The organism is Acidobacteriota bacterium (assembly GCA_018268895.1).
In the GTDB taxonomy this organism is placed as follows: Bacteria; Acidobacteriota; Terriglobia; order Terriglobales; family Acidobacteriaceae; genus Edaphobacter.
Genome location: JAFDVP010000014.1, coordinates 147,322 through 162,475, shown reverse-complemented (window position 1 = coordinate 162,475; position 15,154 = coordinate 147,322). Strand labels below are relative to the sequence as shown.

Here is a 15,154-nt window from a genome sequence, read left to right as displayed (position 1 = left end):
CTCTGCGCGCCATTTTTATACCAGTTCAGACGAACGATTGTATTTACCAGTTAGTGATCGAGCCGTCGGGCCGGAAGTACGTCTGCGCGCGTGCCGTGACCGGCTCAGTAATCTCGGCAAACTTCGTAAGCTTCTTGTAGTCGAGCTCGACACCGAGCCCCGGGCGCTCGTTCGGATACAGCTTTCCATTCTTGAAGTCGAGACATACGGGAAGATGTTCCAGTGTGCGGCCCTGGTAGTTGTACTCCATCAGGACCTGTCCCGGGAACGTGCTGAGGCAGTTCACCAGCGCCGCGGTCGCAATCGGCCCTGTAAAGTGCGGAACGATGCCCACAAAGTGCGTCTCGCAGATTGCGGCGATCTTCATCATCTCGGTGATGCCGCCAACATTCGGAAGCGTAGCGCGTACGTAATCGATCGAGTGATCCTCTACAAGTTTGTTGAAGTCCCATCGATTGCCCCACTCCTCGCCCGCCGCGAGAGGAACGTTTACCTTGTTGCGCAGGATGGGGATGTCCTGCAGGAACGCCTCTGTGCGAACCGGATCTTCGACAAAGAACGGAGCGAGGCTCTCAATCTCATTGCATCCGCGAATAGCTTCCGATAGGTCGAATCGCTGATGGAAGTCGATACACCAGTCTCCGTCCTTTCCGACGCCCTCGCGTACCTGTTCGCACTCTTCACGGAGATGCGTGATCCGCTCGCGAGTATTGAAGGTCGTGTTCGCGGGCTTATCCACCGCTCCGAAACGAAATGCGCGATAGCCGGCTTCGATTGTTATCCTTGCACGGTCCTTGATGCTCATACCTGGAGTGATGCCTGGGATGATTCCCGCCGTGTTGTAGCACTCGCAGAAGTTGCGCACCGCTCCACCGAGAATCTGGTGGACTGGCATGCCGAGCACCTTGCCCTTGATGTCCCACAACGCTAGATCGAGCGCGCCAATTGCGTCTGTCTTCTCGCGTCCTGCTGGATAGAAAAACGCCCGGTTCATGTCCTGCCACAGCGCTTCGATGTGCTGCGGATCGCGGCCGATCAACCTTCCTGCAGATTGCGCAAGCGTATCTTTAAAGCCGCCCTCGCCGATACCTGTGATCCCAGCATCCGTCTCAATCGTGACGACCGTGTCGCTCTGATTGAAGAGCGGGTTGGGATTGGGAGGAGCATACGCGCGGACGCGGGTAATCTTCATCTTCGGCAACGGAGCGAAGGCGCGCATGACATTCGTCGATCCGAGAGCTGCTGTGGCCGCCATGCTGCGGAGGAAGGTTCTTCTTTTCATCGAGGAGATGCTCCTTGTAGATCGAGTTGGATAAAAGCCATGAGATAGGAACGCCGGTTAGTTCTGATGGAGTGCCGCGATCAGCGCCTGCGCCTTTGTCTTTACCGCTGCGGGGCTGTCGCCTGGCTTGTACAGCGACGAGCCCAGACCGAAGCCCCGCGCTCCTGCATTAAGCCAGGGCGGAATCTGCGCCACTCCCACTCCACCGACTGGGATAACAATGGCACCCTTCGGCAGAACCGCGCGCATTGCCTTGAGCATGTTTGGCCCAAGCACATCGGCAGGAAAGAGCTTGATGGCATCCGCTCCCGCCTGAAGCAGAGCGAACGCCTCCGTCGGATTGAAAAATCCGGGGACTGCGATCAGTTCCGCAACCTTCGCTGCACGAACGATCGAGACGTCGGCATGTGGGGTTACGATCAGTTCGCCGCCGGCCGATGCCACGCTTTCAACTTCAGAGACACTGGTCAAAGTTCCGGCGCCGATAAGCATGCGATCGCCGAAGCTGCGTGCGAGTATTTCGATGCTCTTCAGTGGCTCGGGAGAGTTCAGAGGAACTTCAACGATCCTGATTCCGGATTCTTCCAGCGCAACACAGATTGCCTCGGCCTCCGAAGGCTTCACGCCACGGAGAATTGCAATTAGAGGGGACCGCTCAAGCCACTGCCGCAAGTTCATCACAGACTCCTGCCAATTGCCGCAAGGCCGCGTGCAGCGGCATCTTCATCCTCTACCGTCGCCGATCCTCCGCAGGCTTTGATGGCCAGTTCATAGTACGAGCAAAGCCCGGCAGCTCCAACCAGATGAACCAACGAGGGCTGTGACAGGGCAGAGCGCACTTCATGGCCGATCAATAAGCCGGAGAGATACGATGGCGATGCCTCCTCATCCAGCTGGTTCATCAGCGTGAGCGTTCTGACTCCGAAGAGATGATGCAGCAGGCCGCCGGAGCTTGCCGACCGCTCGATTCCACGCAAGAATGCCGCTTCATCGAACGGAGCGTTCGCCGACATCGTACGCTTCAGGATCGTACTCATCCTCAATGCCTCATAAAGCTCGCCCGTCATGCAGGTGATAAAACCGACAAGCTTACGATCGTGCAGTTGAATCCACTTTGTGTGCGTGCCGGGAAAGCACACCATCCCTTCGCCGTCGCACCTATCCATAATTCCCATGGCCTCCGTCTCTTCTCCGCGCATCACCTCAGGCACGCCGTCAGAGTTTGCCCCAGCAACTCCGGGAACCAGCAGAACCTCAGCGCCATCGAAGGGAACCTTGACCACCGCAGCCGCCAGGTCCGCGAGCCCGACCGGGCACGGAAGATACGGAGCCTCCACCCACCCCTGTCTGCTGCCCACCATGCCGCACAACAGGATTCGTTTTTCGCCCGCCTGAAGCCAGGGTGCCACCTGAGAACGCAGTGTCTCGGTAAACCCTGCGCTGCCCATGCGAAGGATTCCGAGCGGCAAGGAACGCCGGTCCAATATCCTCCCATCTTCACCAAGCCGGAATGCCCGGAAATTACTTGTACCCCAATCGACGGCAATCACGGCATACGCTCCCTGCGGTCTAATTTTCATGTTTTATCTCTGCGCAGAACTTACCGTGCGTAGACATGTTTGCTGCAAAGCGCTACATCATTGCATCGCATAACTCTTCGTCGTCCCGGTTCCGGAGTTGAAGATGCTCAGGCTACCCTTCGGCGAGACCTTCAAGAGAAAGTAGTTTCCCTGGTCCGGCCCCTGAGGATTTGCAATGTAGTCGAGCGGAGTGTTGTGCTCCGCACCACCAGCCTCAGAGTAATGAAGTTGAAAGAACGCCTCAAGCCCAGGGGCTTTTCTCACAACGTCAAGCACCTGCACGTCGCCTCCCTTGGTTTGTGCGTTGTCCATGATCGCCACCCTCGAATGAATTGCATCGACGAGCGCATGACTGGAACTTGGCCTGAATCCATGATGCGAGACAACAAGAACATCGACCTTGCCGAGACGATTGTTGGGGCACATGAAGTCGTGCTCCTTGTCCCAGGTCAGATCGCCCAGGTCCAGAATCTTCGTCTTGCCAAACGTAATGAGCACGCCGAGCGAGTGAGGATTCTCGCTGCGATCCATTGGCTTGTCTTCCTTGATGCTGCAATACTCGTTGGCCTGCCCAGCGCCGGGCAGAGGATGATCGATGACATTTCCATCGCTGCTGATGACCGTCACCTTCATACCGGGAATCGGCAGTACATCGCCGGGACGCGGAACGATATGCTTGTACTTCCCTGTCGCAAGAACGCTTTTGTACGCCGCTTCTATCTGCTGGCTCTTGCCGTTTGGACGGATCTCGGTGTTAGGGCCGTGGTCGATAAAGGTGCCGACGGGAATACGCTCGACCAGTTGCGGCACACCTCCGCTATGGTCGTCGTGATAGTGGGTCAATAGAACGAAGTCGATCTTCTTGAGGCCAGCGAGCTTTGCTGCCGTAACAATACGATCGGCATCGCGCCCCGTATTGTCGGGCCAGCCGGCATCGATCAGCAACGACTGCTTGGCAGGTGTGACGAACAAAGTCGCCTGACCACCCTCCACGTCGATAAAGTACACATCGAGCGTACCGCCAGCAGCCAAGACTTTGGGAGTTGCAATATACATGACGACTGCAAAGAGAAGGCTCGAGATGAGGCGCATTCTGTAACGTACCTGCCAGCTTTTCCGAGTTACCATTTGCACCTCATTCTCCTTGTTCATGGCCAATTGTCTTCAACGCTCTTAGAACTGGAACCGTAGAGACGCCTGAAGGTTCCGCGGATTGCCTACGATGCTTGTGATCTGTCCTGCCTGTGCGTTGCCGATGCTCGCATTGGGATAGCCAAATTGCGGATGGTTGAGCGCATTGTAGGCCTCAAACCGGAGCTGGAAGAGCATCTGCTCGCGGACCGGAAACTCCTTGAAGAGCGACGAGTCCCAGTTGGTCCTTCCCGGCCCAAGCAATGAGTCGCGACCAGCGTTGCCGTAGGTATACGGCTTGGGGGTTGCGAACGTCGATGGCGATGGGTCGAACCAACGCGCGAGCGTCTTTGGATAGGAAACTGGTCCCACCCTGTCAGGTCGGCTCGATGTGCCGTTCGTGGTCGAGGTTTGGAGTACAGGAGAGAACCATAGTCCGCTCTGCGTTGTAAGGATGCCGTTGAGCTGCCATCCGCCAACGATCTGATTGGCGAAGCCACCATAATTAAGGAACGCCTTGCCTCTTCCGAACGGCAGCGCCCATAGATAGCTGAGCGTAAGGCGATGACGCATGTCTATTGCCGAGTTACTGTACTCAGCGCTCAGGTTGCGCGGGTCCTGCGGAGACGGGCCAAGTGCACCACCGCCGAACTCCAGCGGCACGTTGTCGAGCGCGTGCGACCAGGCATATCCAAGTAATATGCTGACGCCGTGGCTAAAGCGCTTGTCGGCCGTAACCTGGAGCGCCGTGTAAGAACTGACGCCGTTGGAGAGGAAGTAGTTCACATCGCTCAGGTTTGGATTGATGGCGTAAAGCGGCCGCCGGGTGGCGAGCGGCGCCGCGCCAGGGATGGGCTGATTGTTATTGTAGGTGTTGTAAAGATGACGCCCAAGGTTGCCAACGCCTGCCACTTTGATCAACATCTGCAAGGGAGCAACCTCCTGCTCCAGAACGAGATTGAACTGCTCCGCATACGAGGGACGGAACTTGCGATCGACCTGGTAGACGACTCCACTTGGGTTATCGGCAAGCGTGAGATCAACAGGAGGCAGCGGAGCAAAACCATTGCTTACGATCGGGCCGGGGTTGATGTCGCCGGGCGTAATCTGGCTGGTCAGGCCGAAGGGGATGTTGCGCGCTAGACGCATGGTTCCCGCTTCGCTGCCTGCGGCGTTATAGAAGATGCCGAACCCGCCACGAAGAACTGTGTGTGGCGCGGCCTGAAAGGCGAACCCGAGTCGCGGACCGAAGTTGGGCCAGTGACGCTGTACACCCGCGTTGATGTCGACTCCGTTGCGCCCGGCGATATCCATCTTTCCGGTCGAGGCGTTGAAGTTCGACCACCGGTTCTGCGATTCATCCGGCGGGCTGAAGTAGTCCCAACGAATGCCATAGTTGATAGTCAGTTTGCGATTGAGGCGCCAGTCGTCGGCGAAGTAGGTTCCAAGCTCGTTCAGGCGAATGCCGGGGAAGACGAAGTTGTAGTCGTGTCCTGCCAGTGTCGGATATCCAAGCAGGAAGCTCGCCATGCTGTCTCCACCAGTACCGGCGGGACTGCGCGAGTCTGTGAGTGCAGGAGAGAAATTAAAGCGCCCGTTACCCAGGTTGGTCTGATAGATGGTCAACTGCCTGCGACGGAAGTCAATTCCCATCTTGAAGGTATGCAGGCCGCGTGTCATCGTGAGGTTGTCCAGCTCCTGGAAGGTATTTTCACGACGATAGATAGGCAGTGAACGCGTCTGGCCGATGCCGAGATAGCTGGACGGCGAAAAGATCGGCAGATTTTGCTCGCGCGGCGTGACGTTGGAGTTTGCCACACCAAGCTGGTTGCCGAGAGCGCCGTTTGTTTTGAAATCGACAGGGACATAGTCCAGACGGTAACGATTAAACCCTATGCGGAAATCATTAAGAATAGTTGGAGTAATTGTCCGCGTATAGCTTGCGACAAAATGTTGGACGGGCTGCGAGGAAGTTCCTGCAAACGACCCTTCATCACTGAGATTCACCGGTTGAGATATGCCGGGTATCGTCGTCGTGGGATAGGTGCTCGGCGAAACCGATTGGGTGTTCTGAATCGCATAGCGGCCAAAGATCGCATCCTTCTGCGTGAGCTGCTCGTCGATGCGAATGTCGCCCTGATTCCAGCTCTGCGTCTGAATGCGGTTGGATGAGTAGTTGTTGAACCTGCCGGAACCTGTCGGTAGCGGATATGCATTGATCATCTTGTAGGAGACGGGGTCCCAGCGGCTGGAAGGAATCTGGTTGTTGAGGAACGGCGTACGCTGCAACGTCGTTCCCCCGGACGGCCCGGGACGTGTGGTCAACGGATCGTAGATCGTCGCAGCCTCGCTGAAGTCTCCCTGGCGCATCTTGAGGGTAGGAACGTTGCCAAGAATGAAGATCTGGCTGCTGTTGCGATACCCTTCGTAGTCCATGAAGAAGAACGTGCGGTTCCTGCCGTTATAGACCTTTGGAATCACCACCGGCCCGCCCAGCGATCCGCCGAACTGATTGAGACGGAAGGACGGATAAGCCGTTCCCGCCTTGTTGAAGTATGAGCGCGCGTCGACCGCCGAGTTGCGAATGAACTCGAACAGGCTCCCATGCAGATTGTTGGTTCCGGACTTGGTAATGACGTCGACTACGGCGCCGGAGTTGCGTCCGACATCGGCGCTGTAAAGGTTGGTCTGAATCTTGAACTCCTGCACAGCCTCAACCGCCGGCCGCAGCGTGATCGATAGCGTCAGACGCTCATTGTCGTCGATGCCGTCGTAGAGAAAGTTATTGCTTCCTTCGCGATTGCCATTGGAGAAGATGTTCGACCCGGGGCGCCGGTCATCTGGACGCGAGCCACCCATGATCGTTCCGGATGCTGAGTATCCAAGACCATTGACGCCCGGAGTCAACGTCGCCAACTGAACAAAATTGCGGCCGTTGAGCGGAAGCTGGTTGACCAGCTTGCTGTTGACGACCGTGCCAAGAGAGGAGGATTCAGACTCCAGCAAGGGAGCCGTACCGGTAACCTCAACCGTCTCCGAGGCCTGCCCCACCTGAAGCGTCAAATCGAGCTTCGCCTGTTGATTGACTTGGAGGACGACACCGCTCTGTACCAGCGTTCTGAAGCCCGCAGCATCGGCGCTGACGCTGTAGTTTCCGGCTGCGAGGGCCGTAATGACATAGTCGCCGCTCTTCCCCGTAGATGCAGTGCGGGTGATGTTGGTGTCGACATTTCTTACCGTCACCTTGGCGTCGGGAACAACAGCTCCCGATCCGTCAAGAACAGTTCCGCTCAATTCAGCGGAGGCGACCTGGGCCGCTGCCCGCGGAACGTCTTGTATTACTGCAATGCACAGGAACAGCGTCGACCATCTCACAACTCTTGTTACCGTTCGATTGAACACTCATCACCCCCGACAATTTCGTCGGTCAAAACCTATATCACCGTAAAATGACGTAACGCAATATATTTTTGAATTTAATTTCATTTTTATTTATTTATTTCAAAAATATGAATATTCTTCGACATCAGGGCAGGCAGATGGCCGAGTATCATGAATAAGACTGTAGTCACGCGAACGTTGGGGAATATCGATCATTTATGGCAAAACGCAGAACCTCCTCGCTAAAAACTGAAGCACCGAAAGACTCCCGCGTCAGAACCGGAAAGCCTGGGCGGCCAGCGAAGTCCAAGACCGGCGGCGATAAGAATGCCGGCGGCCGCGATCAGTATTTTTCACGTGCTGTAGGTAAAGCCCTGGAGGTACTGGAGCTGCTGCAAGGTGAGTCCGGCCCGATGACGATCAATGAGGTCTCACAGCGGATTCAGCTCTCGAAGACCTCGGCGTTCAGGCTGCTGAAGACGCTTCAGGCCCTCGGATCAGTCACCATGGACGGCCGCGGTCAGTACAAACTCGCCTCTGGGATCCATGCAGTGACACCGACACAGTGGCTCAGCAAGCTGTTGCGCACGGCAAATCCTCACCTGCGGGCGCTTAGCAGCGAGCTTGGCGAAACGGTCAGCCTCGCGGCGCTCTTCGACAATCGCATCGAGGTCGTCGATGTCATCGAGAGCACGCATGTCATCCGCATGAGCAATGTCATCGGGCACATTCTTCCCCCCAATGCCAGTTCTCTGGGAAAGGCCATTACTGCATTTCAGCCGCCCGCTATACGCGAAAAGCTGCTTCGCAGCTTCGGAACATACAGCTTCACCAAGCACACGATCACCGACCAGAAAGACCTGAACCAGGAGTACGAACAGATACAGCTCAACAAATTCGCCGTCGACCGTGAAGAGTGCGCCTATGACGGAATTTGTTTTTGTGTTCCTGTTTTCGGCAACAACGGGAACGTCTCTGCCGCGATCAGCATGTCGATGCCGAAGACCCGCCTGCGCGACCGCGAGCACGAAGAGCAGATCATAACGCTCTTGCGAGAGGCTTCGGCGGAACTGTCTGCCGGCCTCCAGAACGTTTGACATCATGCGATCCGCTTGAATGCTTCAATATGTTGCTCGGCCTCCACTTACGTCGTAGCACTGGCCAGTGACAAAAGAGCATTCAGGGCTCGAGAGGAAATAGACGACAGCAGCTACCTCCTCGGGACGTCCGGTGCGTTTCATCGGGATTTTCTCTGTCATGTACGCGACCTGTTCCGGAGTCAGCTGTTCCAGAATCTCCGTCTTTACAACTGCAGGGGAGACTGCATTGACGCAGATTCCCTCCGTTGCCAGCTCTTTTCCCAGCGACTTTGTCAGCGCGATCACTCCTCCCTTCGTTGCCGAATAGGGTGTCATGTTCGGGTTCCCCTCTTTTCCGGCAATGGAAGCAATGTTGACGATCCGGCCATACTTTTGCGCCCGCATATGAGGCACCACCGTGCGGCAAAAAGCAAAGACTCCTGTCAGGTTGATGGCGATGTTCCGCTGCCAGTCCTCGTATGTCTGTTCCCATACAGGTGCCGCAGGCCCTGAAATTCCTGCATTGTTGACGAGGATGTCGATCCTTCCTGTGCGAGCAACGACAGACGCGACTGCGCTCTGAATCGAAGCTACATCGGACACATCCACCTCTGCCGCAAACGCGCCGTCGCCAATCGCCGCAGCTACTCGCTCCGCTCCGGACAGATTTCTGTCGGCAATCACGACAGTTGCACCCTCATGCGCAAGACGGCGCGCAATCGCTTCGCCGATCCCTGTTGCCGCCCCTGTAACGATCGCTACCTGGCCATCGAGCTGAACCTTCATTGATCTATCTCCTTATCGCCTAGAACCCGTATTCGCCTCGCAGCAGCCAGAATAGCTGCGAATCGAATGATTTTGAATCATATTTCATATTTTTCTTTATATTTCATTTTATTCATTGACAGTCAAACATCCGAACTTTATGCTTAGCCCGCCAAATCGAACTGCCAAATCAGGCCGCTCAATCTTTCTGCAATGCGGCTTCAGAGGACTTGGAACTCCATGCGAAATACACCGTTCTTTCTTCTTGCCACGTTCGTCGTCTCAACGATCCTCGTACCTGCTCCCTTGAAAGCCCAGAACAGTCTCGAACAACGGATAGGTCATACCGATCCGAGCAAGTACAAGCGGAGCCGCTCGCATAACAGCGCGGGAGACATGGCTTGCGAGCTGCTGGTGCCGCCGTCCGCTCTCGACATTAATCTCAACTTTATGCACCGGTGCCAGATCATGCCGGGCGGCGGCGTCGGACACCACTTCCACAATTCGACTGAAGAGATGTTCATCGTCTTCGACGGTCAGGCGGAGTTCACCATCGACGGCCGGACTTCTGTGCTCAGCGGAACGGTGGGCGCGCCCGTCCGCATGGGGCATTCTCACGCAATCTACAATCCCTCCGACAAGCCTGTTGAGTTTATGAACATCAACGTCGCCTCCATCAAGGGGCACTACGACGCATTCAATCTTGACGATGCACGCGTTGGAGTGGCGAAGGATGCTATCCCCACTTTCATGACGATGCACCTTGACCGCAAACTGCTGGCTCCTGTTTCGAACTATCGCGGCGGCACGGGAACCGTTCAGTACAGGCGCGCATTGACGCCTGATGTTTTTCTCACGAACTGGGCCTACGTCGACCATCTGCTTATCCCTGCCGGAGCTTCAGAAGGAACGCATTTCCACCGTGGTGTTGAGGAGATCTACTACGTTCTGAATGGTGAAGGCACCGTAAGGGTTGGTGACGAGACAGCAGCCATTCACAAAGGCGACGCCGTGCCGATCCGCTATAACGAGCCGCACTCCTTTCTTGGAAGCGGCACTGGCGGCCTGGAACTGATGATCGTCGGGATTTCAACGCAGAAGAATGCGCTCGATACAGAACTAGGCGCGAACGCGCGGTAGTTGATGCCGAAGTTCAAATAACGAACCACAACCTGATGGAGTCTTGAATGACAAAGAGAATTGATACACACGCTCACCTCGGCGAATGCTGCGTCTTTGGTTTATTGAGCACAGAGGAAGAGATGCTTCGGCGTATGGACGAGTGCAAGATCGACGCTACGATCGTGCAGCCGTATCCTGGAGCGAAAGAGGCCAAGAAGACTCATGACCAGATTGCGGATCTGTGTGCAAGGCATCCGGGGCGCTTCTTCGGGCTGGCAAGTTTGAGTCCGCACAACGAAGGTGTTGTTTATGAGCGCGAGGTGGAGCGCTGCGTCAAGGAACTTAACTTCGTCGGCGTCAAGCTGCATACCATCGGCCACGCCGTCAATCCTCTTTCTGACGATGGAGATCGCGTCTTCGCCGCGGCGCATGAGTTCGGGGTCCCCGCAATGGTGCACACCGGCCCTGGCGTTCCCTTCGCCCTGCCATCACTCTGCATTCCGGCGGCAAAGAAATACCCTGGACTGAACATCATTCTTGCACACGCGGGGTTTGCTGTGTTCTCAGCCGAGGCACAGGTTGCAGCCTCCGTCTGCGGCAATATGTTTCTGGAAACGTCATGGTGCATCGGCGAAGACATCCGGTGGATGATCAATACGATCGGTGCTGATCGCGTCATGATGGGGGCCGATCTTCCCAGCAATGTCCCCGTTGAAGTAGCCAAATATAAAGCGCTCGATCTTGAGCCCGAGATCTACGACAAGGTCATGGGTCTGACCGCAATTGATGTCTTCAAGCTGAAATGGTGATTCCAACAATGTTCAACGTACATGTGAATCTGGCGGTCAATCCAAATTTGCTGGTCGCTCTCAAGAGTATCTACAAGGAAACCTTTGTTCATGCCATCTCGACTCAGCCGGGATTTGTGACGGTCGACCTCCTACAATCCTGCGAAGACAATGGGGTTTGCCTACTGGTCATCGTCTTTGAGAACCGCGACCTTCAGCAGAGATGGGTTGCGACGGAACTTCACCAGCAGCTTTGGCCTCAGATTGAGGCTTGTTGTACCGGCTACAAAGTCCACGCATTCCAATCCATATAGATAGCACGGTGTCCTGCATGAAGCCTGCCCTCCCAAACTATGTCACGCGCGCTGTGCCGGTCGCTCAAGCCAATCGTGTCCCTTGGTATAAGAGCACCTTTCCCACATATGCCGGAATCTTTCTCTGGGTCGGCTTCTATCTTCAGATAGCCGGGACGACGCTACGGTTCGGCAGCATTGGAGTTTGCATTGCAGGATTAATCGTTGCGGCATTGCTTTGTTTTGTGCTCTTCTACTATGCTCCCGCCTCGCTCGGCAGAAAAACTGGACTGCCGCTCTATGTCGTCGCCACATCGACGTTCGGAACAACAGGCGGATATATTATCCCAGGACTTCTAATGGGTTTGCTGCAACTCGGATGGGTTGCTGTCATTGGCTCCGTCGCGGCAGATTTCATCATGAAAGGAATTCATCAGACGTCTCACGGGTTGTTTATCGCAATCGCGATTGTGTGGATCTATGGCCTGGGATGGATCGCCATCAAGGGCATCCATCATGTTGCTCGGGTGGCGAAGATTCTGAACTGGGTTCCGCTGATTATGATTGTCGTCGTATTCCTGCATAACAGCGCGGGTATATCGAACTATCGGCCTTCAGATTCACAACCGATGACCGCATTTGTGAATATGCTCACCGTCGTCATCGGATACTTTGCGACAGCAGGAGCGGCCGGCACAGACTTTGGGATGAGCAATCGCAGCGACAAGGATATTGCCTTGGGGGGGATCTTCGGCATTGTGTTTGGAGCCGTGATAGCCGGTGGACTTCCCTTGCTTTCTGTAGCCGGATACCTCGGGAGCGGAGGCGGCCCAGGCAGCTTTGACTACACCGCAACGGTAGCCAGCGTGGGTGCGCTCGCGCCGCTCATGTTCCTGCTGTTCGCGCTCGCTTCGTTTGTTCCCACCTGCTTCTCGTCCTTTATTGCGTCAAATAGCTTTGCAACGATGATTCCGCAGGTATCGAGAAAGACCTCGACGCTTGTGGGTCTGACCATCAGCGTCGTAATGGCGGTAACTGGAGTGGCCAATAACCTGGTTGGCTTCTTCGGAATCGTCGGGGCATCGTTCGCTCCAATCTGTGGAGCCATGGCTGCTGACTATCTGCTTGCGGGAAGAAAATGGAGTGGCCCTGTTGCAGGAATTAACTGGGCCGGTTGCATCGCGTGGCTCATCGGCTTTCTGGTCGGAGTCGCCGACAAGATCACCATTATTCCCGCAAGCTGGGTCAAGATGGATAACCCCGCGAGCTTCTACTCCTTCGCGGTCGCTTTCGCTATTTATCTCCTGCTTCGACCGGTCACCAGAAAGAACGCCAACGCCACACAAGTCATCTAGCAACTACACCTTCATAAAAGTGAAGTGCGAAAGCCGAAGAGCCCCGTCTTTTCGGCTTTCGCATTTGCTACTCTTTCTAACGACAGGAGAATGAATGTTCCAACCATTTGCTCGAGCAGCGCTCTTCCTTACATTTCTGCCCATCACGGCCCTCTCACAAACAGCAACATTCGATGCTTCATCCAGGATATTCCGCATTGACAGCCCCACGACAACGTATGTTTTCGGCATCAATGAGCGCAGCGAACTTCAACCCCTGTACTGGGGTTCAGCCCTGGCCGCGACAGACAAGTTTGCACCGGCGCGCGCCATCCATGAACTCACCGCTCATGAATCTACCGAGAGCGAATCGCCACAGGAGTTCGGCGGGTGGGGACAGGGGCTTGATTACGAGCCTGCTCTTAAGGTCACATTCCCCGATGGCAACCGCGACCTCGTTCTGCACTATGTCTCACACACCATAACGGAATCAGGCGTCGATATTGTGGTCAAGGACATCGACCGCGACGTCCTCGTAACGCTTCATTACAGCATCGATGCAGTCAGCGGTATCCTCGCCCGTTCTGCAACCATCACCAACCGCACGCCGCAAAAGCTGACCGTCGAACAGGCGGCCGCGGCAACGTGGAATCTTCCTCGCGGCACAGACTATAACCTCCGCTATCTCACAGGCCGCTGGTCAGGAGAGTGGCAGCTTCAGTCCCGCGCCATCACAACTGGCTCAACTGTTCTTGAGAGTCGTGCAGGGGCGACCTCACACAAGGAGAACCCATGGTTCGCCATCTCCAACGCTTCTTCCACAAGCGAAGAGTCCGGGGACGTCTGGTTCGGCGAACTTGGCTGGTCGGGTTCCTGGCGCATCGTCGTCGAGCAGGACAGCATGCAGCAGGTACGCATCACCGGCGGCTACAACCCGTTCGACTTCAGTTACGTTCTCGCCCCCGGCGAATCGCTGGAGACACCCGTCTTTTATGCTGGGCATACGAGCGGCGGCTATGGTGAAGCCTCGCGCCTGCTGCATCGTTTTCAACTCGGAAGTATTCTTCCCGGACACCCAGCACCAAAGGCGCGTCCGGTCCTTTATAACTCCTGGGAAGCAACGACCTTCGATGTCACAGAGGCAGGACAGATTGCGCTTGCAGAAAAGGCGGCGTCCCTGGGAGTAGAACGTTTCGTCATGGATGACGGATGGTTCGGCCAACGCAAAGACGACCATGCCGGGCTTGGCGATTGGTACGTCAATAAGCAGAAGTTTCCACATGGGCTGAAGCCGCTGATCGACCGTGTTCACGCGTTGAATATGGACTTCGGCATCTGGGTTGAACCGGAGATGGTGAATAAAGACAGCGATCTCTATCGCGCCCATCCCGATTGGATCCTTCACTTCAATGGGCGCCCGCAGACCGAGGGACGAAATCAGCTTGTGCTCAACCTTGCCTTGCCTGAAGTGCGCGCTTACATCTTTCACGTTCTCGACGATCTTGTTACGAATAACGACATCGCCTTCCTGAAGTGGGACTACAACAGACCCTGGTCTGAGCCAGGCTGGCCCCAGGCCGCAACCGAAGACCAGAAAAAAGTTTATGTTGCCTTTGTAGACAACCTCTATTCCATCCTTCACGACCTGCGCGCGAAGCACCCAAAGCTTGAGATTGAGTCGTGCTCTTCAGGAGGAGGCAGGGTTGATCTCGGCATCCTGCGTTATACCGAAGAAGTCTGGACCTCGGATAACACCGATGCGTTCGATCGCCTGACGATACAGAACGGCTTCACCCAGGCGTACACGCCGGGCGTCATGATGGCCTGGGTGACGGACGTCCCGTCTGACGGCAAGCATCGCGCGGAGTCGCTTGATTACCGTTTCCTCGCTTCCATGCAGGGGGGCCTCGGCGTCGGAGCGAATCTCAACCGGTGGACACCGGACGACTTTGCCCTGGCCAAAAAAATGGTTGCGGAGTACAAGAAGATTCGCGAAACAGTGCAGCATGGAAACCTCTACCGCCTTGTCTCGCCAGCGAATGGAAGCCCGTACTCGTCAAGCATGAATGTCTCACGCAATAAGAAGCAGGCTGTGCTCTTTGCTTATCTCCATGCCAGCCAATTCCGTTACCCCTACCCGCGCCTCTTTCTTCAGGGTCTCGATCCAAATGCCGAATACACAATCAAAGCCATCTCCGGTACAACAATCGCGGGCACTCCCACCACGGCAAGCGGTAGCTTTTGGATGCACCACGGAATTGACATCAGCCTGAGCGGTGACTATCAAGCAGCTGCATTTGTGTTTACTTCTAAATGAGCCCCAAACACTCAATAAGAACTGGACACCACCCACTGATCTGCTGACCTCCTCTCCTGAACCCGAAATCATACTTGCTGAT

The 15,154-nt window shown here is 55.7% G+C and carries 11 protein-coding genes; 5 read left to right on the top strand and 6 right to left on the bottom strand.

The genetic code is table 11. From position 1 onward, the window contains the following. Positions 1-43 precede the first annotated feature (43 nt). The 5 genes from JSS95_17845 to JSS95_17825 form a co-directional block, all read right to left on the bottom strand. Positions 44-1,255, bottom strand: a complete 1,212-nt coding sequence (locus JSS95_17845) for a mandelate racemase/muconate lactonizing enzyme family protein (GenBank protein ID MBS1801678.1) — start codon at positions 1,253-1,255, stop codon at positions 44-46. Positions 1,256-1,339: 84 nt separating this feature from the next. After that, complete coding sequence (locus tag JSS95_17840; protein ID MBS1801677.1) at positions 1,340-1,960, bottom strand: 2-dehydro-3-deoxy-6-phosphogalactonate aldolase; 621 nt, start codon at positions 1,958-1,960, stop codon at positions 1,340-1,342. Continuing rightward, a complete protein-coding gene (locus tag JSS95_17835; GenBank protein MBS1801676.1) occupies positions 1,960-2,832 on the bottom strand; it encodes a 2-dehydro-3-deoxygalactonokinase in 873 nt (290 codons plus the stop codon). Before JSS95_17835 ends, JSS95_17840 begins: the two co-directional genes overlap by 1 nt. Positions 2,833-2,919: 87 nt before the next feature. Next, positions 2,920-3,918, bottom strand: coding sequence for an MBL fold metallo-hydrolase (locus JSS95_17830; GenBank protein MBS1801675.1), 999 nt, complete (start codon positions 3,916-3,918; stop codon positions 2,920-2,922). 117 nt (positions 3,919-4,035) lie between these two features. Further along, the gene (locus JSS95_17825) at positions 4,036-7,353 is read right to left on the bottom strand and encodes a carboxypeptidase regulatory-like domain-containing protein (GenBank protein ID MBS1801674.1); all 3,318 of its coding nucleotides are present in this window, start codon (positions 7,351-7,353) and stop codon (positions 4,036-4,038) included. A gap of 239 nt (positions 7,354-7,592) precedes the next feature. Here JSS95_17825 and JSS95_17820 point away from each other — a divergent pair, with 239 nt between their 5' ends. Next, the gene (locus JSS95_17820) at positions 7,593-8,471 is read left to right on the top strand and encodes an IclR family transcriptional regulator (protein ID MBS1801673.1); all 879 of its coding nucleotides are present in this window, start codon (positions 7,593-7,595) and stop codon (positions 8,469-8,471) included. 24 nt (positions 8,472-8,495) lie between these two features. Here JSS95_17820 and JSS95_17815 read toward each other — a convergent pair whose 3' ends face one another. Continuing rightward, positions 8,496-9,239: an SDR family oxidoreductase gene (locus JSS95_17815; protein ID MBS1801672.1), complete on the bottom strand. Its 744-nt coding sequence runs from the start codon at positions 9,237-9,239 to the stop codon at positions 8,496-8,498. 219 nt (positions 9,240-9,458) lie between these two features. Between JSS95_17815 and JSS95_17810 the strand changes: the two genes are divergently transcribed. From JSS95_17810 to JSS95_17795, 4 genes are all read left to right on the top strand, one after another. Beyond that, a complete protein-coding gene (locus JSS95_17810; GenBank protein ID MBS1801671.1) occupies positions 9,459-10,358 on the top strand; it encodes a cupin domain-containing protein in 900 nt (299 codons plus the stop codon). Between the two features lie 47 nt (positions 10,359-10,405). Then, positions 10,406-11,149, top strand: coding sequence for an amidohydrolase family protein (locus JSS95_17805; GenBank protein MBS1801670.1), 744 nt, complete (start codon positions 10,406-10,408; stop codon positions 11,147-11,149). Between the two features lie 310 nt (positions 11,150-11,459). Beyond that, positions 11,460-12,776, top strand: a complete 1,317-nt coding sequence (locus tag JSS95_17800; GenBank protein ID MBS1801669.1) for a cytosine permease — start codon at positions 11,460-11,462, stop codon at positions 12,774-12,776. Positions 12,777-12,870: 94 nt separating this feature from the next. Then, a complete protein-coding gene (locus tag JSS95_17795; protein MBS1801668.1) occupies positions 12,871-15,072 on the top strand; it encodes an alpha-galactosidase in 2,202 nt (733 codons plus the stop codon). Positions 15,073-15,154 lie beyond the last annotated feature (82 nt).

Coding starts and splice junctions, on each gene's coding strand:
- JSS95_17820 (MBS1801673.1), top strand. CDS start 7,593: ATGGCAAAACGCAGAACCTCCTCGCTAAAAACTGAAGCACCGAAAGAC.
- JSS95_17800 (MBS1801669.1), top strand. CDS start 11,460: ATGAAGCCTGCCCTCCCAAACTATGTCACGCGCGCTGTGCCGGTCGCT.
- JSS95_17795 (MBS1801668.1), top strand. CDS start 12,871: ATGTTCCAACCATTTGCTCGAGCAGCGCTCTTCCTTACATTTCTGCCC.
- JSS95_17805 (MBS1801670.1), top strand. CDS start 10,406: ATGACAAAGAGAATTGATACACACGCTCACCTCGGCGAATGCTGCGTC.
- JSS95_17840 (MBS1801677.1), bottom strand. CDS start 1,960: ATGAACTTGCGGCAGTGGCTTGAGCGGTCCCCTCTAATTGCAATTCTC.
- JSS95_17810 (MBS1801671.1), top strand. CDS start 9,459: ATGCGAAATACACCGTTCTTTCTTCTTGCCACGTTCGTCGTCTCAACG.
- JSS95_17830 (MBS1801675.1), bottom strand. CDS start 3,918: ATGTATATTGCAACTCCCAAAGTCTTGGCTGCTGGCGGTACGCTCGAT.
- JSS95_17815 (MBS1801672.1), bottom strand. CDS start 9,239: ATGAAGGTTCAGCTCGATGGCCAGGTAGCGATCGTTACAGGGGCGGCA.
- JSS95_17845 (MBS1801678.1), bottom strand. CDS start 1,255: ATGGCGGCCACAGCAGCTCTCGGATCGACGAATGTCATGCGCGCCTTC.